Annotated in this window: 20 protein-coding genes; 15 read left to right on the forward strand and 5 right to left on the reverse strand. The window is 56.6% G+C overall.

Annotation, left to right across the window (positions count from 1 at the left end; genetic code table 11):
* Positions 1-5 precede the first annotated feature (5 nt).
* The 3 genes from ccoS (at position 6) to nusG (ending at position 1,164) form a co-directional block, all read left to right on the forward strand.
* On the forward strand, positions 6-164 hold the full coding sequence (ccoS, locus tag RUA4292_RS23605) for a cbb3-type cytochrome oxidase assembly protein CcoS (RefSeq protein ID WP_058272490.1): 159 nt from the start codon (positions 6-8) through the stop codon (positions 162-164).
* A gap of 68 nt (positions 165-232) precedes the next feature.
* Positions 233-430: a preprotein translocase subunit SecE gene (secE, locus tag RUA4292_RS23610; protein ID WP_058279820.1), complete on the forward strand. Its 198-nt coding sequence runs from the start codon at positions 233-235 to the stop codon at positions 428-430.
* A gap of 200 nt (positions 431-630) precedes the next feature.
* Complete coding sequence (gene nusG / locus RUA4292_RS23615) at positions 631-1,164, forward strand: transcription termination/antitermination protein NusG (protein ID WP_058272488.1); 534 nt, start codon at positions 631-633, stop codon at positions 1,162-1,164.
* Positions 1,165-1,295: 131 nt separating this feature from the next.
* Here nusG and RUA4292_RS23620 read toward each other — a convergent pair whose 3' ends face one another.
* Together RUA4292_RS23620 and RUA4292_RS23625 are read right to left on the reverse strand one after the other, a co-directional pair.
* The gene (locus RUA4292_RS23620) at positions 1,296-2,030 is read right to left on the reverse strand and encodes a hypothetical protein (protein ID WP_058279821.1); all 735 of its coding nucleotides are present in this window, start codon (positions 2,028-2,030) and stop codon (positions 1,296-1,298) included.
* Between the two features lie 26 nt (positions 2,031-2,056).
* Entirely contained in the window at positions 2,057-2,917 is an 861-nt protein-coding gene (locus tag RUA4292_RS23625; RefSeq protein WP_145975052.1) for a hypothetical protein, read from the reverse strand.
* A gap of 312 nt (positions 2,918-3,229) precedes the next feature.
* On the opposite strand from RUA4292_RS23625, the gene rplK reads away from it, so the two are divergent.
* Together rplK and rplA are read left to right on the forward strand one after the other, a co-directional pair.
* Positions 3,230-3,679, forward strand: a complete 450-nt coding sequence (rplK, locus tag RUA4292_RS23630) for a 50S ribosomal protein L11 (protein WP_037314971.1) — start codon at positions 3,230-3,232, stop codon at positions 3,677-3,679.
* A gap of 1 nt (position 3,680) precedes the next feature.
* Complete coding sequence (gene rplA / locus RUA4292_RS23635; protein WP_058272485.1) at positions 3,681-4,379, forward strand: 50S ribosomal protein L1; 699 nt, start codon at positions 3,681-3,683, stop codon at positions 4,377-4,379.
* Positions 4,380-4,539: 160 nt separating this feature from the next.
* Here the strand turns inward: rplA and RUA4292_RS23640 are convergent, their stop codons facing one another.
* On the reverse strand, positions 4,540-5,580 hold the full coding sequence (locus tag RUA4292_RS23640) for a Hint domain-containing protein (protein ID WP_058279823.1): 1,041 nt from the start codon (positions 5,578-5,580) through the stop codon (positions 4,540-4,542).
* Between the two features lie 160 nt (positions 5,581-5,740).
* Positions 5,741-6,715 carry a phosphotransferase gene (locus RUA4292_RS23645; RefSeq protein WP_058279824.1) on the reverse strand — a complete coding sequence of 325 codons (975 nt, stop codon included), beginning with the start codon at positions 6,713-6,715 and terminating at the stop codon, positions 5,741-5,743.
* A gap of 481 nt (positions 6,716-7,196) precedes the next feature.
* Between RUA4292_RS23645 and rplJ the strand changes: the two genes are divergently transcribed.
* From rplJ to RUA4292_RS23675, 6 genes are all read left to right on the forward strand, one after another.
* Positions 7,197-7,715, forward strand: a complete 519-nt coding sequence (rplJ, locus tag RUA4292_RS23650) for a 50S ribosomal protein L10 (RefSeq protein WP_058279825.1) — start codon at positions 7,197-7,199, stop codon at positions 7,713-7,715.
* 79 nt (positions 7,716-7,794) lie between these two features.
* Positions 7,795-8,169, forward strand: coding sequence for a 50S ribosomal protein L7/L12 (rplL, locus tag RUA4292_RS23655; protein WP_037314964.1), 375 nt, complete (start codon positions 7,795-7,797; stop codon positions 8,167-8,169).
* Positions 8,170-8,421: 252 nt separating this feature from the next.
* Complete coding sequence (gene rpoB, locus RUA4292_RS23660) at positions 8,422-12,555, forward strand: DNA-directed RNA polymerase subunit beta (protein WP_058279826.1); 4,134 nt, start codon at positions 8,422-8,424, stop codon at positions 12,553-12,555.
* A gap of 49 nt (positions 12,556-12,604) precedes the next feature.
* Positions 12,605-16,846 (forward strand): DNA-directed RNA polymerase subunit beta', encoded by a 4,242-nt coding sequence (gene rpoC / locus RUA4292_RS23665; protein WP_058272480.1) that lies wholly within the window; start codon positions 12,605-12,607, stop codon positions 16,844-16,846.
* A gap of 81 nt (positions 16,847-16,927) precedes the next feature.
* Complete coding sequence (locus RUA4292_RS23670) at positions 16,928-17,437, forward strand: macro domain-containing protein (protein ID WP_199520040.1); 510 nt, start codon at positions 16,928-16,930, stop codon at positions 17,435-17,437.
* Between the two features lie 87 nt (positions 17,438-17,524).
* Positions 17,525-18,394, forward strand: a complete 870-nt coding sequence (locus tag RUA4292_RS23675) for a DMT family transporter (RefSeq protein ID WP_058279827.1) — start codon at positions 17,525-17,527, stop codon at positions 18,392-18,394.
* On the opposite strand, the gene RUA4292_RS23680 is transcribed toward RUA4292_RS23675, so the two are convergent.
* Positions 18,379-19,185 carry a putative rhamnosyl transferase gene (locus RUA4292_RS23680; RefSeq protein WP_058279848.1) on the reverse strand — a complete coding sequence of 269 codons (807 nt, stop codon included), beginning with the start codon at positions 19,183-19,185 and terminating at the stop codon, positions 18,379-18,381. The genes RUA4292_RS23675 and RUA4292_RS23680 overlap by 16 nt on opposite strands.
* A gap of 385 nt (positions 19,186-19,570) precedes the next feature.
* Here RUA4292_RS23680 and rpsL point away from each other — a divergent pair, with 385 nt between their 5' ends.
* The 4 genes from rpsL to RUA4292_RS23700 all read left to right on the forward strand — a co-directional run.
* Positions 19,571-19,942, forward strand: coding sequence for a 30S ribosomal protein S12 (rpsL, locus tag RUA4292_RS23685; protein WP_005621086.1), 372 nt, complete (start codon positions 19,571-19,573; stop codon positions 19,940-19,942).
* Between the two features lie 15 nt (positions 19,943-19,957).
* Positions 19,958-20,428, forward strand: a complete 471-nt coding sequence (rpsG, locus tag RUA4292_RS23690; protein ID WP_058279828.1) for a 30S ribosomal protein S7 — start codon at positions 19,958-19,960, stop codon at positions 20,426-20,428.
* Positions 20,429-20,446: 18 nt separating this feature from the next.
* A complete protein-coding gene (fusA, locus tag RUA4292_RS23695) occupies positions 20,447-22,564 on the forward strand; it encodes an elongation factor G (RefSeq protein WP_058272477.1) in 2,118 nt (705 codons plus the stop codon).
* 60 nt (positions 22,565-22,624) lie between these two features.
* Positions 22,625-22,864: GTP-binding protein (locus tag RUA4292_RS23700; protein ID WP_233493535.1), on the forward strand; the 240-nt coding region annotated here is incomplete at its 3' end.

Consider the following 22,864-nt stretch of genomic DNA (forward strand, 5'->3'; position numbering starts at 1 on the left):
TTGATATGGAAGTTCTGGCCTATCTCATACCGATTTCCCTGTTTTTGGGCGGGGTTGGCCTTGTGGCGTTTATCTACACGGTACGGTCGAACCAGTATGATGATCCCGAAGGTGACGCGCGGCGTATCCTCAGCGACGAATGGGATGACAAGCCCAAGTCCTGACTACTCTTGAAATTGCCGCAATGCCCGGTTATGTCCGGCCCATCCGCTAGCAGAGAGAACCAAGCCAAATGGCAACTATGAATCCGATCCAGTTCATTCAGCAAGTCCGCGCCGAAGTCTCGAAGGTCGTCTGGCCGACCCGGCGCGAGGTTCTGCTGACCACGGTCATGGTGTTCATCATGGCGGCACTGACCGCCGTGTTCTTTGCGCTGGTCGATCTGGGTATTCGCGGCGGTCTTCAACTGATCCTGGGCGCATTCGGTTAAACCGGATTGGGCCGGGCGGAAACGCCACAGCCCCCTTGCACAGCGCGGGATGTCAGAGTAGTTGACACAGTACTATTCGGAATGGGCGTGCGGCGATTCGGGCTGTGCGCCGCTTTTTATTCCGGGTGACGTGGCAGAATTTCAATGACGGTGCTTGCGGCATTCCGAACGCACCGAAGGCAAACAAGGACGACAGGTTCATGGCGAAACGGTGGTACTCGGTCAGCGTTCTTTCGAACTTCGAAAAGAAGATCGCAGAGCAGATCCGCACGTCCGTGGCTGAGCAAGGCCTTGAGGACGATATCGACGAAGTACTGGTGCCCACCGAAGAGGTGATCGAAGTGCGCCGGGGCAAGAAGGTCACGACCGAACGCCGCTTTATGCCCGGCTACGTGCTGGTGCATATGGAAATGTCGGATCAGGGTTATCACTTGGTCAACTCGATCAACCGGGTTACCGGCTTCCTGGGCCCGCAGGGCCGCCCGATGCCGATGCGCGACGCCGAGGTGAACCAGATCCTCAACCGTGTTCAGGAAGGTGAAGACGCGCCGAAACTGATGATCTCGTTCGAAGTGGGCGAGAAGGTCAAGGTCAACGACGGCCCGTTCGAGGATTTCGACGGTATGGTCGAAGGTGTCGACGACGAAGCCCAAAAGCTGAAAGTCTCGGTTTCGATCTTTGGTCGCGAAACCCCGGTCGAGCTGGACTTTACGCAGGTTACGAAGCAGGGCTAAAGCCCACTTCAGCGAGTTTTGGAGCGCCGCGATGCTAAGAGCAACGCGGCGCTTTTGCTTTTATGGCATCAGCTTTTCAAGTCCGCAGGCAAAAGGCAGAAGATCTCGACCGGAAAGTAAGAGCTTTGCAGCTAGGGTGGGCCTGGAATTAGTTCTTGTTGTTGAAGAACTGTTAAGATGTCCAGAATTGTCGACGGGCTGACATCCACCGAACCGTCTAAGAATACACCAAGTCCACCCTCTCCGATCTCTCGTGGGCCGCCAGAGTCATAAACCGGATCAAGAGACGCGAGCTCTGCCGGCAGTACCGGACACAAAGGGGTTTCGTTCAAAACAAGGTCTACGGCGGCCAACATCAGCTTCTTGACGGACTCGAGGGTATCGTCCTCAAGGAGTTTTTCGCGCTGCGCATCGGGAGCCGTGAGTACGAGGTCGATAAGTTCGAAATAGGCACAGTTGTCCCGCAACTCTACAGTCGCTTCGGTGGACATGTTTGCCTGGATAGCACTTTTTTGTTCACCTCGCTGAAAGTCGCGCTCACTGGTTCTGCTGCATTCAAAGATCGTGATGGTCACTTGCCCGTCCAGATCTATCGCATCGTCTTGGGCCTTAAAGCCGAATTCATCCAGTCGGACTTGCAGGCCGCAATTGTCGACTATTGCGTTTTCCGCCAGTCGCTCAGGTACAGATTTCTGTATTTCGCGCAGATCAAGAAGGGCACCCACACCGATCCGGGTAGGGGCAACAGCGGAGAGGTTCAGATCAAGCGTATAAGTCAATTCCGTATCACGCACTGGCAGTTTCGCGTCGATGACAAAATCTACCTGTTGCGCGTCGGGTGCTCGGGCTCCCAGAACAACTGCCATTAAGACTGGAAAAATTAACCAAAGTCTCATTCAGCAAACTCCAATACGCCAAGCTCCTTCAGTCCTCCAAGGACTTCGACAATTGTCTCAGCGCTGACATCGGCAGATCCGACAATGGCAGCACCCATCCCACCAGGCGCAATTTCCCGAGTGCCTCCGGACTCGTAAATCGGGTCGAGTAGTGTGAACTCAGCGGGCAATGGCGGGCAGACCGGGTGCGCAGCCAGAAATTCCCCGCCTTTTTCGAGGACGGCTTCGTTGATGCGGTTGGTCAGTCCGAAAAGATTGGAGACAGCGCCAATAAAACCGCGCGGATCTAGATCAACGCCTTCGATGCTGAATGTCAGGCATTGGCCCTTCACCTCGGCCTTGGCGACCGCGACCGCGTCTACCGTGGCCCCAAAATACCGAAAGCCCGCTTCTTCATGGCGGTTACATCTCGTAAACTGTGCACGGGCTGAACCCTCGATCTTTATGGTGTCGTCTATGGCGTTGACGTCGCGAACCTCAAGATAGATCTGGCGTTTGCAGCTTTCTTCCAAAGGACCGGTCAGTATTTGAGGCGCTTTTTCCTGCAATCCGCGCAGATCCATGAATGCGCGCAGTTGCAAACGGGTTGGGCTGGCTTCTTCGAGGCCACCATAGACAGTGAAGGGAACCGGAATTTCACGCAGCGGGACTTCTTTAGTCAATTTGATCTGAAACCGACCGGCATAAGTGGCGGGATCAATTCCCGTCGAAGAGTATGAAGAAGAACTGTTGGACCCGTCGGTTTGGGTGACCGCCTTCGGCTCTGTGCCCTGATCCTGCGCTTTGCTACCGCAGCCTGGCAGCATAGCAGAAAGAATGCAGACCAATAGCCCCTTGTTCAGTCGAGATGATGCCATCCCTGACCACCTCTTCTGTGTCCAAGCCGTACCAAGATACCCGCCTGCGTTTCTTAAGCAACTTATGTATTCAATTTATTTATTTTGTTTTGCTGTTTCCAACTGTCACAGGGGCTCGTCCAGGACACAAACGCGCCCTTTGGAAATAAGGTGCGAGCTACTTGCCAACCCCACCATTCCCCTATACATGCCGCCTCTATCGTCTTCGGGCGAGATTCTCTCGTGGGAGGTTGCTGGGATCGCGATCCCGGATCGGACCACGCAACACAAACCGGGTGGGACGCGTCCTGCCTATGTTGAAAGGAAAACCAAATGGCCAAGAAGCTTGCTGGTACAATGAAACTGCAGGTTCCTGCAGGTCAGGCGAACCCGTCGCCGCCAGTTGGTCCGGCGCTGGGTCAGCGTGGCATCAACATCATGGAATTCTGCAAGGCGTTCAACGCCAAGACTGCAGACATGGAGCAAGGCGCACCTTGCCCGACCGTGATTACCTACTATCAGGACAAGTCCTTCACGATGGACATCAAGACGCCGCCCGCGTCTTACTACCTGAAAAAAGCGGCTGGTCTGAAGCCGGTTGGCAAGCGTAACCGTCCCCGTGGCGCGGAAAACCCAGGTCGTGAGACCGTGGCAACCGTGACCTCGAAGCAGGTTCGCGAAATCGCCGAAGCCAAAATGAAAGATCTGAACGCCAACGACGTCGAAGGCGCAATGCAGATCATCCTGGGCTCGGCCCGCTCTATGGGCATCGAGGTGAAGTAAGATGGCAAAACTCGGTAAACGTACGCGCGCCGCGCGCGAAGCCGTCGCTGGCAAGGAAAATCTGTCGGTGGACGAGGCAGTTGCCCTGGTCAAAGCCAATGCAACCTCGAAATTCGACGAAACCATCGAGATCGCGCTGAACCTGGGCGTTGATACCCGTCACGCGGACCAAATGGTTCGTGGTGTTGTCGGCCTGCCAAATGGCACCGGCAAAACCATGCGCGTTGCTGTGTTCGCTCGTGGCCCCAAGGCTGACGAAGCGAAAGAAGCAGGCGCGGATATCATTGGCGCAGAGGACCTGATGGAAACCATTCAGGGCGGCACCATCGAATTCGATCGCTGCATTGCCACCCCCGACATGATGCCGATCGTCGGTCGTCTGGGTAAAGTTCTGGGCCCCCGCAACCTGATGCCGAACCCCAAAGTTGGCACCGTGACCATGGACGTGAAAGCGGCCGTGGAAGCAGCCAAGGGTGGTGAAGTTCAGTTCAAGGCGGAAAAAGGCGGCGTTGTGCACGCCGGTGTTGGCAAAGCGTCCTTCGACGAAGCCAAGCTGGTCGAAAACGTCCGCGCCTTTATCTCGGCCGTGGCCAAGGCCAAGCCGACAGGCGCCAAAGGCACTTACATGAAGAAAATCGCGCTGAGCTCGACCATGGGCCCTGGCGTGACTCTGGATGTGGCCGCCGCTTCGGGCGAATAAGCCCAATTTCAATACCGCGAAGATGAAATCCCGGGTGGTGCAAACCGCCCGGGATTTTTTACTTAAAGATGATCAGGCTGTCCGCGTGAAGGCCGCATTCAAGTGGCCTGCGCCAGGCGGAAGCTGCGGTTTAAGCCTGCGCGCGTCTGACCTCTACGGCTTAGATATATGCGCGCAATACACCGGCCTCACGCGCGCTGATTGTTGGGGCTGCTGTGCGTCGAAACGCTTCGCTGACATCTTCGATCGACGGGAATAGCGCCAGGATTTCCGACCGTTGCGGGGACGACAGCGCGTATTTTGCATTTTCGCCGAAATAGTAGCTTTCTGTCAGCGCGCCGTTGGACCGGACAATGTGGTGTCGGTCGAACATGAAGTGGGTGTAGGTAATGCGATCCGTCGGGCGGATCGAAACCCCCGGCAGGCCACACAGGTGCTTGGCGGCCACGAACACTTCGGATGATCCAAAAAGCATGTCAGTGGCAGGTGAGCCGATCAGAATTCGATGCTGTTGCGAAACCACCAGCTCTTTCGTGTTCCCGATAGCGCCGGCCTCGATCACCACCGGAGCAAATGACCCATGACCATGAACCTCGGTCGTTCCGATCCAGAGGATCGGTTGAAATCCGCTGTCCCGTGTCCAGACGCGTTGACCTTTTGCGAGGTCTTGAACCTCAACGATACCGTCGGCAGTTTCGATAATGGTTCCCGGCCCAAAGCAGGTAACATAGTCAGCATAAGCCGACGACCCGGCATTCGAACCACCGGTTTTGACATACGACGTTCCGGTATCTAGCGGGGCAGATGTCGCATAGCCCCAAACAGCCTGCGTCACCCCGCCTTGGGAAAACACGTAGATGGTGATTTCTGGCCCGGTCGGGTTGAGATCGTCATCCAGGGCTCGCACAGTGATAACTGACTCGGATTCTACCTGCATGCCGTTTGTCACTATGCCGCCACCATCGGTGATGACGTGGCCAGTTGGCAGGTCATCGTCGAAAACATCAGGGCTGCCAGCAGTATCATCCAGTGTGATGGTGGTACCGGTGCCGCCCGAGTAGGTAAAGATGGTGCCATCCGGTGTGTCCGAATTGTTGATGATCGAGCCTCCGACCACGATATCGTTCGCGTCAGCTGTATCCGGGACGAATGTAGCGACCAGGCTGGAGCTGTCCTGAGCAAAAAAACTGCGGAGAACCATGTAAGCGACTTACCTTCTGTGTGGCGGTTATTGTCGGCCTAAACTGACAATCGCCGCGTGTGTTATGGTTTGGGATAACGTTTCTTGGGATGGTTCGGTCAACTAAGATTTGCGCGATGTCGCTCACAATCTCGTCATTTACGCTGACCATCCATCCAGCTCAACGGTGTTGGAACGCGACCTGCAGGCGATCGCCCAGTCTTTGCCGCTTGTCTCTTTCGAATTCGCTGCAATCGTGGTCGTTTCGCCATAAGGCCAACCAGTCTTTCAATAGCCGTCCGCGGAGACAATAATCCAAGATTTCAACATTGACAGGATGTCGGTAAAGGCGAAAGAACATGTCTTTGTTTCTTTTAAGGATACCGCTTCGGTCGACACCGGATGCGCCGCCATTCCGAAAAATATCCGCTTTCAGAAAATCGACGATATCGTAGACCGCTAGCTTGTCTCGGGCTTCGGTGAAATCCAGACCAATCGTTTTCCCCTGTCCTACAATCAGGTTCTGTCCGTGATAATCGCCATGTGAAAACACGCGCAGGTCCTCGGTGCCCTTCAGGCGGGTCCCTTCGGACAGCATAAGATTCACCATCGTCCGGCTTTGGTTCGCGATTTTATTGGGAACGGCCGTCATCAGCTCTTTCAGGCTGTCTGTCATCCACCTGGGGCGAAAGGCGTAACGAACAGGCGGGTTGCGACTGTGAAGATCGTTCAGCCACGACCCCGCGCGGCGGTACACCTGGGCGACCTGATCGTCGTCCTTGCTGTTATAGATCAGATCAACGGCGGTCGGCCGATTGATGTATTCGGTCACCAGAAAAGCACCACCTGGCGAGAGGTAAACGGGCCGGACAACGCGCGAAGTCTCATTGCCCTCAAAAAATCGGTACAGTTCGACGAGCAGGTCATATTCGCTCTTCAACCGTCCGGTGTCTGGCGATTGCGTATCGATCTTAAGGGCGAAAGCCTGCGCTGCGGTATGCAGGATCACGACGGATCGCGTGTCGCCGAACGCATGCGATCGGTAGATGCATTCATAGCGGCGGATGGGCTCTTTCAGGAACTGGTTTGAAAACTCGTCGATACACGAGGCGACGCGGGCATTTTCTTCGTCTGAAAGGGGCAGCGTTCCAGCCAACGAGCCAAGTCCTGAGTGTTGTTGTCCAGTCCCCGGACAGGATAACAGTGCGATGTCCGTGTCAACGGAAAGTCGATGCTTGGATCTGCTTGATTTGGCGTTTGCGCGTCATATTCCGCAAATCCGCGCCTATGTGCACGCCAAGCCCCAAACGGGTTGGAAATCGTTTTCGACAGATGCTGTTGCGAACCTGCGGAAACCGCAATTTACCCCTTGGAAACCGGCCCCATCTGCCCTAAGTAAGGCTACGAAGTAAAGCGTGCGATTCGTCGTGCGCTTTATTTTGTTTCGTCCAAGACGGTGGGTGGTGCCATATGGCCCCTTAATTCCCTGCCTGAGACGGGTAAGACCAAAGAATTCTGGGGGGTCCAACCCTCGGGCGCATTTTGGCCAATCCCGTAACAACGGACCTGAACGCCGGAGCGAAAGCTGCGGCTAATATGAGCCGGGGTGAGATATCGCCCCAAACTTGGAGAGAACTGTGGATAGAGCCCAGAAAGAGAAAGTGGTCGAGGAACTCGGCCAAATCTTCGAAAGCTCTGGCGTCGTAGTGGTTTCGCACTATGCCGGTCTGACAGTTGCCGAGATGCAGGACCTTCGCGCACGTGCTCGTGACGCGGGTGGCTCCGTGCGTGTTGCCAAGAACAGGCTCGCCAAAATCGCCCTTGAGGGTAAGCCGTGTGAAAGCATGGCCGACCTGCTGACAGGGATGACCGTTCTGACCTATTCCGAGGACCCTGTGGCAGCAGCCAAAGTGGCCCAGGACTACGCCAAAGAGAACCAAAAGTTCGAAATTCTTGGCGGTGCAATGGGTGAGAACGCTCTGGATCGTGCCGGCGTCGAAGCCGTGTCGAAAATGCCTTCGCGCGAGGAGCTTATTGCTACTATCGCGGGCATGCTTGGCGCACCTGCTTCGAACATCGCTGGCGCAATTGGCGCACCTGCAAGCAACATCGCAAGCATCCTTTCCACCATCGAAGAGAAGGCGGAAGCTGCGTAAGCGGTTGGCACTGAATGATCTGCGTAGGGTAACCACCCTGACGTTGGAACACACACTGTAAACGGAAAGAGCTGATAAAATGGCTGATCTGAAAGCACTCGCAGAAAGCATCGTGGGTCTGACCCTGCTGGAAGCACAAGAATTGAAAACCATCCTCAAAGACGAATATGGCATCGAGCCCGCAGCTGGCGGCGCAGTTGTCATGGCAGCCGGTGGCGACGCCGGTGGCGCAGCTGAGGAAGAAAAAACCGAATTCGACGTCGTTCTGAAGAACGCCGGCGCTTCGAAAATCAACGTGATCAAAGAAGTTCGCGGCATCACCGGTCTGGGCCTGAAAGAAGCCAAAGAACTGGTCGAAGCTGGCGGCAAGATCAAAGAAGGCGTGTCGAAAGACGAAGCCGAAGAAGTCAAAGGCAAGCTGGAAGCAGCTGGCGCCGAAGTCGAGCTGGCCTAAGCCATTCGACAGGTGCATCGCTGATGCGCCGCAAAATTTGGCTGGATCCGGAGAAATCCGGGTCCAGCCGAACCTGTCTTAGAAAGGGCCTCTAATAATTGGGGTGTTTTCTAAGACGCGGTTCGCGGATCGGGAGGCTGCCATTCGGGACGGTGGCCACGAATTGATCCGGACGTGTCGTCTCTAATGTGCAAGGCACCGGGGCCCGACGGTGTCTTTGTCCGCTGAGAACATCGAAAGGTGACATCTGACATGGCTCAAACGTTCCTTGGCCAGAAACGTCTTCGTAAATATTACGGCAAAATCCGCGAAGTGCTGGAGATGCCGAACCTCATTGAGGTCCAGAAATCTTCTTATGATCTATTCCTGCGCTCCGGCGATGCAGATGTGCCCACAGACGGCGAAGGCATCAAAGGCGTGTTCCAATCGGTCTTCCCGATCAAGGATTTCAACGAAACCTCCGTTCTGGAGTTCGTGAAATACGATCTGGAAAAACCCAAATATGACGTCGAAGAGTGCATGCAGCGTGACATGACCTACAGCGCGCCGCTGAAGGTCACTCTGCGTCTGATCGTGTTTGATGTCGACGAGGACACCGGCGCCAAATCCGTCAAAGACATTAAAGAACAGGACGTATTCATGGGCGACATGCCCCTGATGACGCCCAACGGTACGTTCATCGTGAACGGCACCGAGCGTGTGATCGTGTCCCAGATGCACCGTTCGCCCGGCGTGTTCTTTGACCACGACAAGGGCAAGACCCATTCTTCGGGTAAACTGCTCTTTGCTTGCCGCATCATCCCGTATCGCGGCAGCTGGCTGGACTTTGAGTTCGACGCCAAGGACATCGTGTTCGCCCGTATCGACCGTCGCCGCAAACTGCCTGTGACGACCCTGCTGTATGCGCTGGGTCTGGACCAGGAAGCGATCATGGACGCGTACTACAACACCGTGTCCTACAAGCTGGACAAGAAGAAAGGCTGGATTGCGCCCTTCTTCCCGGAACGTGTACGCGGTACCCGTCCGACCTATGATCTGATTGATGCGAAGTCTGGCGAAGTGATTGCCGAAGCGGGCAAGAAAGTTACTCCGCGCGCGGTCAAGAAGCTGATCGACGAAGGTGTTGTCACCAATCTGCTGGTTCCGTTCGATCATATCGTTGGCAAGTTTGTCGCCAAGGATATCATCAACGAAGAAACCGGTGCGATTTATGTCGAAGCTGGCGATGAACTGACGCTGGAATACGACAAAGACGGCGAACTGATCGGTGGTACCGTTAAGGAACTGATCGACGCAGGCATCACCGAGATCCCGGTTTTGGACATCGACAATGTCAATGTCGGCCCCTACATGCGCAACACCATGGCGCAGGACAAGAACATGGGCCGCGACACCGCGCTGATGGACATCTACCGTGTTATGCGTCCGGGCGAGCCGCCCACCGTCGAAGCGGCTTCGGCCCTGTTCGACACGCTGTTCTTCGACAGCGAGCGTTATGACCTTTCCGCCGTTGGCCGCGTGAAGATGAACATGCGTCTGGCTCTGGATGCGCCGGATACCCTGCGCACTCTGCGTCGCGAAGACATCGTAGCCTGCATCAAGGCGCTAGTGGAGCTGCGCGACGGCAAAGGTGACATCGACGATATCGACCACCTGGGCAACCGTCGTGTGCGTTCTGTCGGCGAACTGATGGAAAACCAGTACCGCGTTGGCCTGCTGCGCATGGAGCGCGCGATCAAAGAGCGTATGTCGTCGGTTGAGATCGACACCGTCATGCCGCAGGACCTGATCAACGCGAAACCGGCTGCGGCTGCTGTTCGTGAATTCTTCGGCTCGTCGCAGCTGTCGCAGTTCATGGACCAGACCAACCCGCTGTCGGAAGTCACCCACAAACGCCGTCTCTCGGCGCTTGGCCCCGGTGGTCTGACACGTGAGCGTGCGGGCTTTGAGGTGCGCGACGTTCACCCGACCCACTATGGCCGGATGTGCCCGATTGAGACGCCGGAAGGTCCGAACATCGGTCTGATCAACTCGCTGGCCACCTTCGCCCGCGTGAACAAGTATGGCTTCATCGAAACACCGTACCGCGTCGTCAAAGACGCCGAGGTGACCGATGAGGTTCACTACATGTCCGCGACCGAAGAAATGCGTCATACTGTGGCGCAGGCGAACGCGACACTGGATGCGGATGGCAAGTTCATCAACGATCTGGTTTCGACCCGTCAGTCCGGCGACTACACCCTTGCCCCGCGCGAGAATGTGGACCTGATCGACGTCAGCCCGAAACAGTTGGTATCGGTCGCTGCATCGCTGATCCCGTTCCTTGAAAATGACGACGCCAACCGCGCCCTGATGGGCTCGAACATGCAACGTCAGGCGGTTCCGCTGCTGCGGGCCGAGGCGCCGCTGGTCGGCACCGGGATCGAGGAAAAGGTTGCGATCGACTCGGGCGCTGCGATTCAGGCGAAACGTGCCGGTATCATCGACCAGGTCGATGCCCAGCGTATCGTTATTCGCGCTACCGAAGATCTGGAACTGGGCGACGCTGGCGTTGACATCTACCGTCTGCGCAAATTCCAGCGTTCGAACCAGAACACCTGCATCAACCAGCGTCCGCTGGTGAAAGTGGGTGACACTGTCACGAAAGGCGAGGTTGTCGCCGATGGTCCGTCCACCGATATCGGTGAACTGGCACTGGGTAAGAACGTGGTCGTCGCGTTCATGCCGTGGAACGGTTACAACTACGAAGACTCGATCCTGATCAGCGAACGTATTGCGCGTGATGACGTCTTTACCTCGGTCCATATCGAGGAATTCGAAGTCGCCGCCCGTGACACGAAGCTGGGCCCGGAAGAGATCACCCGCGACATACCGAACGTCGGTGAAGAAGCGCTGCGCAACCTCGACGAGGCTGGCATCGTTTACATCGGCGCGGATGTTGAGCCGGGCGATATTCTGGTCGGCAAGATCACTCCGAAGGGCGAAAGCCCGATGACCCCGGAAGAAAAGCTGCTGCGCGCCATCTTTGGTGAAAAAGCATCTGATGTGCGCGATACTTCGCTGCGCGTGAAGCCGGGTGATTACGGGACTGTCGTGGAAGTTCGCGTCTTCAACCGTCACGGCGTCGAGAAAGACGAGCGTGCGTTGCAGATCGAGCGTGAGGAGGTCGAACGTCTGGCCCGTGACCGGGATGACGAGCTGGCGATCCTTGACCGCAACATCTATGCGCGTCTGCAAGGTCTGATCCTGGGTAAGACCGCTGTCAAAGGCCCGAAAGGCGTCAAGGCAGGATCGGTGATCACCGAGGAACTGCTGGACATGCTGACCCGTGGTCAGTGGTGGCAGCTGGCATTGGAAGACGAGAAGGACGCCCAGATCGTAGAGGCTCTGAACGAGCAATACGAAGTGCTCAAGCGCGCTCTGGATGCCCGTTTCGAAGACAAGGTCGAGAAAGTCCGTCGTGGTGACGATCTGCCGCCGGGTGTGATGAAGATGGTCAAAGTCTTCATCGCCGTGAAGCGTAAGCTGCAGCCGGGCGACAAGATGGCCGGTCGTCACGGAAACAAAGGTGTGATCTCCAAGGTTGTTCCGATGGAAGACATGCCGTTCCTGGCTGATGGTACTCCGGTTGACTTCTGTCTGAACCCGCTGGGCGTGCCTTCGCGTATGAACGTTGGACAGATCCTTGAAACCCACATGGGTTGGGCCGCACGCGGTCTGGGTTTGAACATCGACGTAGCACTGGGTGAATACCGCCGTTCTGGCGACCTGACCCCGGTTCGCGAAGCGATGAAGCTGGCCTATGGCGAGAATGTCTATGAAGAAGGCATTGCCGGCATGGACGAAGGTCATCTGATCGAGGCGGCGGGCAACGTGACCCGCGGTGTTCCGATCGCGACCCCCGTCTTTGACGGAGCCAAAGAGGCTGACGTCAACGACGCGCTGGTGCGTGCGGGCTTCTCGGAAAGCGGTCAGTCGGTTCTGTTCGACGGTCGTACCGGTGAGCAATTCGCGCGTCCTGTGACCGTTGGCATCAAGTACCTGCTGAAACTGCACCACCTTGTGGATGACAAAATCCACGCGCGTTCGACCGGGCCGTACAGCCTGGTTACCCAGCAGCCGCTGGGTGGTAAGGCGCAGTTCGGTGGTCAGCGCTTTGGTGAGATGGAAGTCTGGGCTCTGGAAGCTTACGGCGCCGCCTACACCCTGCAGGAGATGCTCACCGTGAAATCGGATGACGTCGCCGGCCGGACCAAGGTCTATGAGTCGATCGTCAAGGGCGAGGATAACTTTGAAGCGGGCGTACCGGAATCGTTCAACGTTCTGGTTAAAGAAGTCCGTGGCCTCGGCCTGAATATGGAACTCCTGGATGCGGAGGAAGAGTAGGGGCGGCAACGCCCCACACTCATCCCATCCCAATTTGTAAGGACGCAAAATGAACCAGGAAATCACCAACAACCCGTTCAACCCGCTGACGCCGCCGAAAGTCTTTGACGAGATCAAAGTCTCCCTGGCGTCGCCCGAGCGGATTCTGTCTTGGTCCTATGGCGAGATCAAGAAACCCGAAACCATCAATTACCGGACGTTCAAGCCCGAGCGTGACGGTCTGTTCTGCGCGCGTATCTTTGGCCCGATCAAAGATTACGAATGTCTGTGCGGCAAATATAAGCGGATGAAGTATCGCGGCGTTGTCTGCGAGAAATGCGGTGTGGAAGTCACCCTGCAGAAAGTCCGCCGCGAACGTATGGGCCACATCGAACTGGCAGCACCCGTTGCGCATATCTGGTTCCTGAAGTCGCTGCCGTCCCGCATCGGTCTGATGCTGGACATGACCTTGCGCGATCTGGAACGTGTTCTGTACTTTGAAAACTATGTCGTCATCGAGCCCGGTCTGACCGACCTGTCTTATGGCCAGATGCTGACCGAAGAAGAGTACATGGACGCGCAGGATGCCTATGGCATGGACGCGTTCACCGCGAACATCGGTGCCGAAGCTATCCGTGAGATGTTGGCCCAGATCGATCTGGAAGCCGAAGCCGAGCAGCTGCGCGCTGATCTGGCCGAAGCAACCGGTGAACTGAAGCCCAAGAAGATCATCAAACGCCTGAAGGTTGTTGAATCCTTCCTCGAGTCGGGCAACCGGCCTGAGTGGATGGTGATGACCGTGATCCCGGTCATTCCTCCGGAACTGCGTCCGCTGGTTCCGCTGGATGGTGGCCGTTTCGCGACTTCGGATCTGAACGATCTGTATCGCCGCGTCATCAACCGGAACAACCGTCTGAAGCGTCTGATCGAACTGCGTGCACCTGACATCATCGTCCGCAACGAAAAGCGGATGCTGCAGGAATCCGTTGACGCTCTGTTCGACAATGGCCGTCGTGGGCGCGTGATTACCGGTGCCAACAAGCGTCCGCTGAAATCGCTGTCGGACATGCTGAAAGGTAAGCAGGGTCGCTTCCGTCAGAACCTTTTGGGTAAGCGCGTCGACTTCTCGGGCCGTTCGGTCATTGTGACTGGTCCGGAACTCAAGCTGCACCAGTGTGGTCTGCCTAAGAAGATGGCGCTGGAGCTGTTCAAGCCGTTCATCTACTCGCGCCTTGAAGCCAAGGGTCTGTCTTCGACTGTCAAGCAGGCGAAGAAACTGGTTGAGAAAGAACGTCCCGAAGTGTGGGATATCCTCGACGAGGTGATCCGCGAACACCCTGTCATGCTGAACCGTGCGCCTACGCTGCACCGTCTTGGTATCCAGGCGTTCGAGCCGGTCCTGATCGAAGGCAAAGCCATCCAGCTGCACCCTCTGGTCTGTTCGGCCTTCAACGCCGACTTCGACGGTGACCAGATGGCCGTTCACGTCCCGCTGAGCCTTGAAGCCCAGTTGGAAGCGCGCGTTCTGATGATGTCGACGAACAACGTTCTGTCGCCTGCAAACGGTGCGCCCATCATCGTTCCGTCGCAGGATATGATCCTGGGCCTCTACTACGTGACCCTGGAGCGCGAAGGCATGCCGGGCGAAGGCAAGGTCTTTGGTTCGATCGACGAAGTCCAGCATGCTCTGGATTCCGGCGAAGTGCACCTGCACACCAAGATTACCGCGCGGATCACGCAGATCGACGACGAAGGCAACGAAGTTCAGAAGCGTTTCGAGACTACTCCGGGCCGTCTGCGTCTGGGTGCCTTGCTGCCGATGAACAACAAGGCCCCGTTCGAGCTGGTTAACCGTCTGCTGCGGAAGAAAGAAGTGCAGCAGGTGATCGACACCGTCTACCGTTACTGCGGTCAGAAAGAGTCGGTTATCTTCTGTGACCAGATCATGTCGATGGGCTTCAAAGAAGCGTTCAAGGCGGGCATCTCGTTCGGTAAGGACGACATGGTCATCCCTGATGATAAGTGGGGCATCGTTGATGAGACCCGCAGTCAGGTAAAAGACTTTGAACAGCAGTACATGGACGGACTGATCACACAGGGCGAAAAGTACAACAAAGTTGTCGATGCCTGGTCGAAGTGTAACGACCGCGTAACCGATGCGATGATGGGCACGATCTCGTCTTCGGATCGGGCAGAGGATGGTTCCGAACAAGAACCAAACTCGGTCTACATGATGGCCCACTCAGGTGCGCGTGGCTCGGTTACTCAGATGAAACAGCTGGGCGGTATGCGTGGTCTGATGGCCAAGCCGAACGGTGACATCATCGAGACGCCGATCATCTCGAACTTTAAAGAAGGTCTGACCGTTCTCGAGTACTTCAACTCGACCCACGGTGCCCGTAAGGGTCTGTCGGATACCGCTCTGAAGACGGCGAACTCGGGTTACCTGACCCGTCGTCTGGTGGACGTGGCGCAGGACTGCATCGTTCGGGAGATCGACTGTGGTACTGAACGTGCGATCACTGCCGAAGCCGCGGTCAACGATGGTGAGGTTGTTGCTTCGCTGGCCGAACGTGTGCTGGGTCGTGTTTCTGCCGATGACGTTCTGCGTCCGGGTACGGAAGAGGTTCTGGTCGCTGCGGGTCAGTTGATCGACGAACGCATGGCCGACACAATTGACGAGGCCGGTGTTGCTTCGATGCGTATCCGCTCGCCTCTGACATGTGAGTCCGAGGAAGGTGTATGTGCCACCTGCTATGGTCGTGACCTTGCACGTGGTACGCGGGTCAACACGGGTGAAGCTGTCGGCATCATCGCCGCCCAGTCCATCGGTGAACCTGGTACGCAGCTGACGATGCGGACCTTCCACATCGGCGGTGTTGCCCAAGGTGGTCAGCAGTCGTTCCAGGAAGCCAGCCAGGACGGTGTGGTTTCGTTCGAGAACCCGCAGGTTCTGGCCAATTCCGCAGGCGAAATCCTGGTCATGGGCCGGAACATGAAGCTGGTGATCAAGGACGAACACGGCGAGGAACGTGCCAGCCACAAGCTGGGCTACGGCTCTAAGCTGTTCGTCAAGGACGGCGCCAAGGTGGCTCGTGGCGACAAGCTGTACGAGTGGGATCCCTACACTCTGCCGATCATCGCCGAGAAAGCCGGAACTGCGAAGTATGTTGACCTTGTTTCGGGCATTGCTGTCCGCGATGAGACCGACGATGCAACCGGCATGACCCAGAAGATCGTGATCGACTGGCGCGCCGCCCCCAAAGGCAGCGACCTGAAGCCCGAGATCATTCTGGTTGGTGAAGATGGCGAGCCGGTCCGCAATGATGCGGGCAACCCGGTTCACTATCCGATGTCGGTGGATGCGATCCTGTCGATCGAAGACGGTGAAAAAATCGAGGCTGGTGAAGTCGTTGCGCGTATTCCGCGTGAAGGCGCCAAGACCAAGGACATCACCGGTGGTCTGCCGCGTGTGGCTGAACTGTTCGAAGCCCGTCGTCCGAAAGATCACGCGATCATCGCAGAAGCCGATGGTTACGTGCGCTTTGGCCGCGACTACAAGAACAAGCGCCGCATCAGCATCGAGCCGGCTGACGAGTCCATGGAGACCATCGAGTACATGGTACCCAAGGGCAAGCACATCCCGGTCGCCGAAGGGGACTTCATCCAGAAGGGTGAATACCTGATGGACGGTAACCCGGCTCCGCATGACATCCTGTCCATCATGGGTGTCGAAGCGCTGGCGGACTACATGATCGACGAGGTGCAAGACGTCTATCGCCTGCAAGGTGTGAAAATCAACGACAAGCACATCGAAGTCATCGTGCGTCAGATGCTGCAGAAGTGGGAGATCCTGGATTCAGGCGACACCACCCTGCTGAAAGGCGAGCATGTCGACAAGCAGGAGTTTGACGCAGCCAACGAGAAGACGTTGGCCCGCGGCGGACGTCCAGCTCAGGGCGAACCGATCCTTCTGGGGATCACCAAAGCCTCGCTGCAGACACGTTCGTTCATCTCGGCGGCGTCGTTCCAGGAAACCACCCGCGTGCTGACCGAAGCTTCGGTTCAGGGCAAGAAGGACAAACTGGTTGGCCTGAAAGAGAACGTCATCGTCGGCCGTCTGATCCCAGCCGGTACCGGTGGGGCCACTCAGGCCGTGCGCCAGGTTGCGCAAGGCCGCGACAACGTCGTGATCGAAGCCCGCCGGGAAGAGGCCGAAGCGGCCGCTGCCTTGGCTGCGCCGGTCATGGATGACGACATGGTCGGTGACGAGCTGGACGTTCTGGTGGAAACACCGGAAAGCCGCGAGTAACTTTCTCATCAAAGAAATAAGGAAAGGCCTTGCGATTTCGCGGGGCCTTTTCTTTTACCCTTGGTGTGCTTTTGTCCAATCGTGATACAACTGAATAGTCTCGAAGACAGCGACCCACTGACCAAGGGATGCATGATGCCCACAATCAAGGGTGATTTGATACAGCTTGCACTGAATGGTGAGTTTGATGTCATCATTCACGGTTGCAATTGCTTCCATGCGATGGGGGCCGGGATAGCACGGGGGATTGCGGCGGAATTCCCTGATGCGCTTGAGGCCGACAAGCAGACGAAACTTGGGTCCAGATCAAAACTCGGAACGATTTCTTCGGTCCAGATCAAGCGGGGCACGACCGAATTTGTAGTGGTTAATGCTTATACCCAGTTTCATTGGGAGGGGCCGGGGCCGCTTGTGGAATATGCGGCGATCTCGGGTTGTTTTTCGAAGATTGCACGCGCATTCCCCGCATCGCGGATCGGCTATCCGATGATAGGTGCAGGTCTGGCCGGTGGCGATTGGGCAGAGATCGCGCCGCTCATTGACGTAGCTCTTGCGGGTATGGACCACACGTTGGTGATATTGCCTGGTTGATCAGCAGGCCTGACGTTGCATATTGACATCGTTCACGGGCTTACGGCCAATGGGCCAAGTTTCTTTAAAGTATTGGAATCCGCCACTATGACCCCGAATGTGAAGGGCGCGGTGCTGATGATGGGCAGCATGGCCGCCTTTACCGTGAATGATGCTTTGATCAAAGTTGCGGGGGCAGACTTGCCGCTGTTTCAGATGGTTGCGATGCGTGGACTCTTGGCGACGTTATTGGTGTTTCTGATGGCGCGTCACCTTGGGGCACTGCACCTGAACTTTCCGCGCCACGACAAATGGCTTGTTGCTGCACGCTGCCTGGCCGAGTTGTCGGCCACATTCTTCTTTCTGACAGCGCTTTTGCATATGCCGCTTGCAAATGTAACGGCCGTTCTTCAGGCGTTGCCACTTACGGTGACATTGGGGGCTGTTTTGTTCTTTGGTGAACATATCGGCTGGCGCCGCATTCTAGCGATCGGGATGGGATTTGCTGGAATGCTGCTGATCGTACGGCCGGGCCCTGATGGGTTCAGTATTTACGCGATTTACGCTCTGATTGCCGTGGCATCCGTCACCGCGCGCGACCTGATTACCAGGCGTATGTCCACCCATGTTCCGTCCTTGACGGTCACATTGGCGACGTCGGTTTCCATTACAGTGGCCGCAGGGATCGCAACTGCAGTCACAGGGTGGGAGCCGGTAGCGCCGGGCGCAGGCATAATGGTGGCCTCAGCCGCTGTCTTTGTTCTAACCGGATATCTTTGCAGCGTCATGGTCATGCGCGAAGGCGACGTCGGTTTTATTGCGCCGTTCCGGTATTCCAGCCTGATCTGGGCTTTGGGGTTGGGTTGGGTAATTTTTGGCGATTGGCCCGATACGATCACAATGTTGGGCGCTGTTCTGGTCGTGGGTGCGGGGCTTTTCACGCTGTTCCGGGAACGTCAGTCTCAACCAACAGAGTGAGCCCGCCGCACCTTGTCCTGTTCAATGGCAAACCGCGCAATGAACTCGCCTTCTTGTTCCGGTGTCAGTGGGGACAACTCGGTCTTGTTGGCGCGGGCATGGGGGGAGTCGTTGAAGGTGTTCAGCGTACGCACCCACATGGGCGCGTCGGGATAGCTGATCACGGGCATGAAACGACCGATCTTATGGTGCGTGAAACTCATGATCGTGTGTTTGCAGCCGCCGGCAATATACATCCCCAACCCAACGCCCAAAAGGGATCGGAACACCGGGAGGGCTTGAGTGCCATCCGGTCCAAACCGCGCCAGAAACCCGCTGTTGAAATCCAGCCCGACCGTCCGGCTATTCCGGGTCAGTCCTTTAGCGTCAATCGCCGCAAGGCGCAGACGTTCGACAAAGTCGACCGAGACGGCGTCATCGTCGTCATGGCGAAACTGGATGCACGGCTGATCTGGGTCGGTGCGGGCGCTGTGCAGGACCTCTTTGACGACCGGTCGATGCCGGGCTGGTGTGCGCTTGACGATGCGGATCTGCCTGATGCCCGAGGTTAGATCATACAGCCGGTCCATGGACTTTTGGGGAAGGCATTCACCGACTAGCACCACCAGTTCAAAGTCCTCGTCTGTCTGTTCCCGAAAACCGGGCAGGGTGGTGGTTTCGAACAGACGAAACCGCTCTTCTAGCCGCTCTGGGTTATACAGGTATTGACGACGCTCTTCGACAGTTTCGTGTTCTACCTGATAACCGCCGATCGCGGGGTAGGAAAAGCGGCACAGGCCAATGACTTGCATGTTTCGTCCATCGAAAAGTTTCGCGGCCACTATGCAGAACTCCGCAATTGCCGGCAACGGGCGAGTAGCACTGGAAGCTGCAGCTAAATCTTGATAAAACGCCGTCAATCGGCTTGTCGGGTATGTGCTGTTGACACTCGGGCCGACTCCCCATATACGCGCGTCATCTCGGTGCCGGGGGCCGCCCCACAACCGATTCCAGTAATGAACTGGTCAAGGCCCGGACACTTTTATCGTTCGCGCCCTCTGATAACAAACCGCGACGTTCACCTCGGAATGGGAACGCTCGCGGGTTTTGCGCTTGTGGACGCACGAACGCAGCAAGTTTAGCCGCACGCAATGCGCGTGCATGTCATGTGTGTTGCAAAACGGGGAAGAAACCGGAATGCCAACTATTCAACAGCTGATCCGCAAGCCGCGTCAGCCCAAAGTAAAACGCTCGAAGTCCATGCACCTGGAGCAGTGCCCGCAGAAACGCGGCGTCTGTACTCGTGTGTATACGACCACACCGAAAAAGCCGAACTCGGCTATGCGTAAGGTTGCCAAAGTGCGCCTGACCAACGGGTTCGAGGTCATCTCGTACATCCCCGGTGAAAGCCACAACCTGCAGGAACACTCGGTTGTTCTGATCCGTGGCGGCCGTGTAAAAGACCTTCCCGGTGTCCGTTACCACATCCTGCGTGGTGTTCTGGATACCCAGGGCGTCAAAGACCGTAAGCAACGTCGTTCGAAATACGGCGCGAAGCGTCCCAAGTAAGAAGGAGAGGCTGATATGTCACGTCGTCACGCCGCCGAAAAACGCGAAGTCCTGCCTGACGCCAAATTTGGCGACAAGGTACTGACCAAATTCATGAACAACCTGATGATCGACGGCAAAAAGTCGGTCGCAGAGCGCATCGTTTACAACGCCTTTGACCGCGTTGAAGGCAAGATCAAGCGCGCTCCTGTCGAAGTGTTCCACGAAGCGCTCGACAACATCAAACCGTCGGTCGAGGTTCGCTCGCGCCGGGTTGGTGGTGCAACCTATCAGGTTCCGGTCGAAGTGCGCCCCGAGCGCCGCGAAGCACTGGCCATCCGCTGGCTGATCACTGCTGCGCGTAACCGTAACGAAAACACCATGGAAGAGCGCCTTGCGGGCGAACTGCTGGACGCCGTACAGTCCCGCGGTACTGCCGTGAAAAAGCGCGAAGACACCCACAAGATGGCCGAGGCGAACAAAGCCTTCAGCCACTACCGTTGGTAATTCCAGAGGCTTATCAAAATGGCACGCGAATATACACTCAACCATTACCGTAACTTCGGTATTATGGCGCATATCGATGCAGGTAAAACGACCTGTTCGGAACGCATCCTGTATTACACCGGCAAATCCCACAACATCGGTGAGGTGCACGATGGTGCAGCCACCATGGACTGGATGGAGCAGGAGCAGGAACGCGGTATTACCATTACTTCGGCTGCGACCACCACGTTTTGGGAACGCACCGAAGACGGTGAAACTGCTGACTCGCCTAAGCACCGCCTGAACATCATCGACACCCCCGGCCACGTTGACTTCACCATTGAAGTTGAGCGTTCGCTGGCGGTTCTCGACGGTGCCGTTTGCGTTCTGGACGCAAACGCCGGTGTTGAGCCCCAGACCGAAACCGTGTGGCGTCAGGCCGACCGCTACAAGGTTCCGCGTATGGTGTTCGTCAACAAGATGGACAAGATCGGCGCGGACTTCTTCAACTGCGTTGCAATGATCGAAGACCGTACCGGCGCACGTGCTGTTCCGGTTGGTATTCCGATTGGCGCAGAAACCGAGCTGGAAGGCCTGATCGACCTGGTTACCATGGAAGAATGGCTGTGGCAGGGCGAAGACCTGGGCGCAAGCTGGGTCAAAGCACCGATCCGTGACAGCCTGAAAGACATGGCTGACGAATGGCGCGGTAAAATGGTCGAAGCGGCCGTCGAAATGGACGACGACGCGATGATGGAATACCTGGAAGGCAATGAGCCCGACGTTCCGACCCTGCGCGCCCTGCTGCGCAAAGGTACCCTGGAAATCGCGTTTGTTCCGGTTTTGGGTGGTTCGGCGTTCAAGAACAAAGGCGTTCAGCCGCTGTTGAATGCTGTGATCGACTATCTGCCCAGCCCGCTGGACGTTGTCGATTACATGGGCTTCAAACCCGGTGACGAAGAAGAAACCCGTAACATTGCCCGCCGTGCGGATGATGACATGGCGTTCTCGGGCCTGGCGTTCAAAATCATGAACGACCCCTTTGTTGGCTCGCTGACCTTTACCCGCATCTACTCGGGTACTCTGGCCAAAGGCGACACGCTTCTGAACTCAACCAAGGGTAAGAAAGAGCGTATCGGCCGGATGATGATGATGCACTCGAATGATCGTGAGGAAATCACGGAAGCATTCGCAGGTGACATTATCGCACTGGCAGGTCTGAAAGACACCACCACGGGCGACACTCTGTGTGCGACCGGTGATCCGGTGGTTCTGGAAACCATGACCTTCCCCGATCCGGTGATCGAGATCGCGGTTGAGCCGAAAACCAAGGCTGACCAGGAAAAAATGAGCCAGGGTCTGGGCCGTTTGGCCGCAGAAGACCCATCCTTCCGCGTGGAAACTGACCTGGAATCGGGTCAGACCATTATGAAGGGCATGGGCGAACTTCACCTGGACATCCTGATTGACCGTCTTAAGCGTGAATTCAAGGTTGAAGCGAACATTGGTGCGCCGCAGGTGGCCTATCGCGAAACCATCGGTCACGAAGCCGAGATCGTTTACACCCACAAGAAACAGTCGGGTGGTTCGGGTCAGTTCGCTGAGGTGAAGATGATCATCTCGCCGACAGAGCCGGGCGAAGGCTATTCGTTCGAATCCCGCGTTGTTGGTGGTTCGGTACCCAAGGAATATATTCCGGGTGTCGAAAAAGGCATCAGATCCGTCATGGATAGCGGCCCATTGGCTGGCTTCCCCGTGATCGACTTCAAAGTTGCCCTGATCGAAGGTAAATACCACGACGTGGACTCCTCGGTTCTGGCGTTTGAAATCGCGGCTCGTATGGGTATGCGTGAAGGCATGCGCAAAGCTGGTGCGAAACTGCTTGAGCCGATCATGAAGGTCGAAGTGATCACCCCGGAAGAATACACCGGCGGCATCATCGGCGACCTGACATCACGTCGGGGTCAGGTTTCCGGTCAGGAAAACCGTGGCAACGCCATCGCGATCGACGCGTTCGTTCCGCTGGCCAACATGTTTGGCTACATCAACACTCTGCGTTCGATGTCGTCGGGCCGTGCCCAGTTCACCATGCAGTTCGATCACTACGATCCGGTTCCGCAGAACATCTCGGACGAGATCCAGGCGAAATACGCATAAGCGAAGATTTGAGGGAGCTCTGTTCAGGGGCTCCCTTCATTACCGAAAAAGGAGGCCATCATGGCAAAGGAAAAGTTTGAGCGTAATAAGCCGCACGTCAACATCGGCACGATTGGCCACGTTGACCACGGCAAGACCACGCTGACCGCAGCAATCACCAAGTATTTCGGTGACTTCAAAGCGTATGATCAGATTGACGGCGCGCCTGAAGAAAAAGCACGTGGCATCACCATCTCGACCGCCCACGTGGAATACGAGACCGACACGCGTCACTATGCGCACGTCGACTGCCCCGGCCAC

This window comes from Ruegeria atlantica (assembly GCF_001458195.1).
GTDB lineage: Bacteria > Pseudomonadota > Alphaproteobacteria > Rhodobacterales > Rhodobacteraceae > Ruegeria > Ruegeria atlantica.

What these genes read in the sequence shown, in the direction of transcription:
- rpsL (WP_005621086.1), top strand. Translation starts at nt 19,571, where the DNA reads ATGCCAACTATTCAACAGCTGATCCGCAAGCCGCGTCAGCCCAAAGTA.
- fusA (WP_058272477.1), top strand. Translation starts at nt 20,447, where the DNA reads ATGGCACGCGAATATACACTCAACCATTACCGTAACTTCGGTATTATG.
- secE (WP_058279820.1), top strand. Translation starts at nt 233, where the DNA reads ATGGCAACTATGAATCCGATCCAGTTCATTCAGCAAGTCCGCGCCGAA.
- nusG (WP_058272488.1), top strand. Translation starts at nt 631, where the DNA reads ATGGCGAAACGGTGGTACTCGGTCAGCGTTCTTTCGAACTTCGAAAAG.
- rplK (WP_037314971.1), top strand. Translation starts at nt 3,230, where the DNA reads ATGGCCAAGAAGCTTGCTGGTACAATGAAACTGCAGGTTCCTGCAGGT.
- RUA4292_RS23625 (WP_145975052.1), bottom strand. Translation starts at nt 2,917, where the DNA reads ATGGCATCATCTCGACTGAACAAGGGGCTATTGGTCTGCATTCTTTCT.
- rpsG (WP_058279828.1), top strand. Translation starts at nt 19,958, where the DNA reads ATGTCACGTCGTCACGCCGCCGAAAAACGCGAAGTCCTGCCTGACGCC.
- RUA4292_RS23680 (WP_058279848.1), bottom strand. Translation starts at nt 19,185, where the DNA reads ATGCAAGTCATTGGCCTGTGCCGCTTTTCCTACCCCGCGATCGGCGGT.
- ccoS (WP_058272490.1), top strand. Translation starts at nt 6, where the DNA reads ATGGAAGTTCTGGCCTATCTCATACCGATTTCCCTGTTTTTGGGCGGG.
- rplL (WP_037314964.1), top strand. Translation starts at nt 7,795, where the DNA reads ATGGCTGATCTGAAAGCACTCGCAGAAAGCATCGTGGGTCTGACCCTG.
- RUA4292_RS23675 (WP_058279827.1), top strand. Translation starts at nt 17,525, where the DNA reads ATGACCCCGAATGTGAAGGGCGCGGTGCTGATGATGGGCAGCATGGCC.
- rplA (WP_058272485.1), top strand. Translation starts at nt 3,681, where the DNA reads ATGGCAAAACTCGGTAAACGTACGCGCGCCGCGCGCGAAGCCGTCGCT.
- RUA4292_RS23620 (WP_058279821.1), bottom strand. Translation starts at nt 2,030, where the DNA reads ATGGCAGTTGTTCTGGGAGCCCGAGCACCCGACGCGCAACAGGTAGAT.
- RUA4292_RS23640 (WP_058279823.1), bottom strand. Translation starts at nt 5,580, where the DNA reads ATGGTTCTCCGCAGTTTTTTTGCTCAGGACAGCTCCAGCCTGGTCGCT.
- rpoB (WP_058279826.1), top strand. Translation starts at nt 8,422, where the DNA reads ATGGCTCAAACGTTCCTTGGCCAGAAACGTCTTCGTAAATATTACGGC.
- rpoC (WP_058272480.1), top strand. Translation starts at nt 12,605, where the DNA reads ATGAACCAGGAAATCACCAACAACCCGTTCAACCCGCTGACGCCGCCG.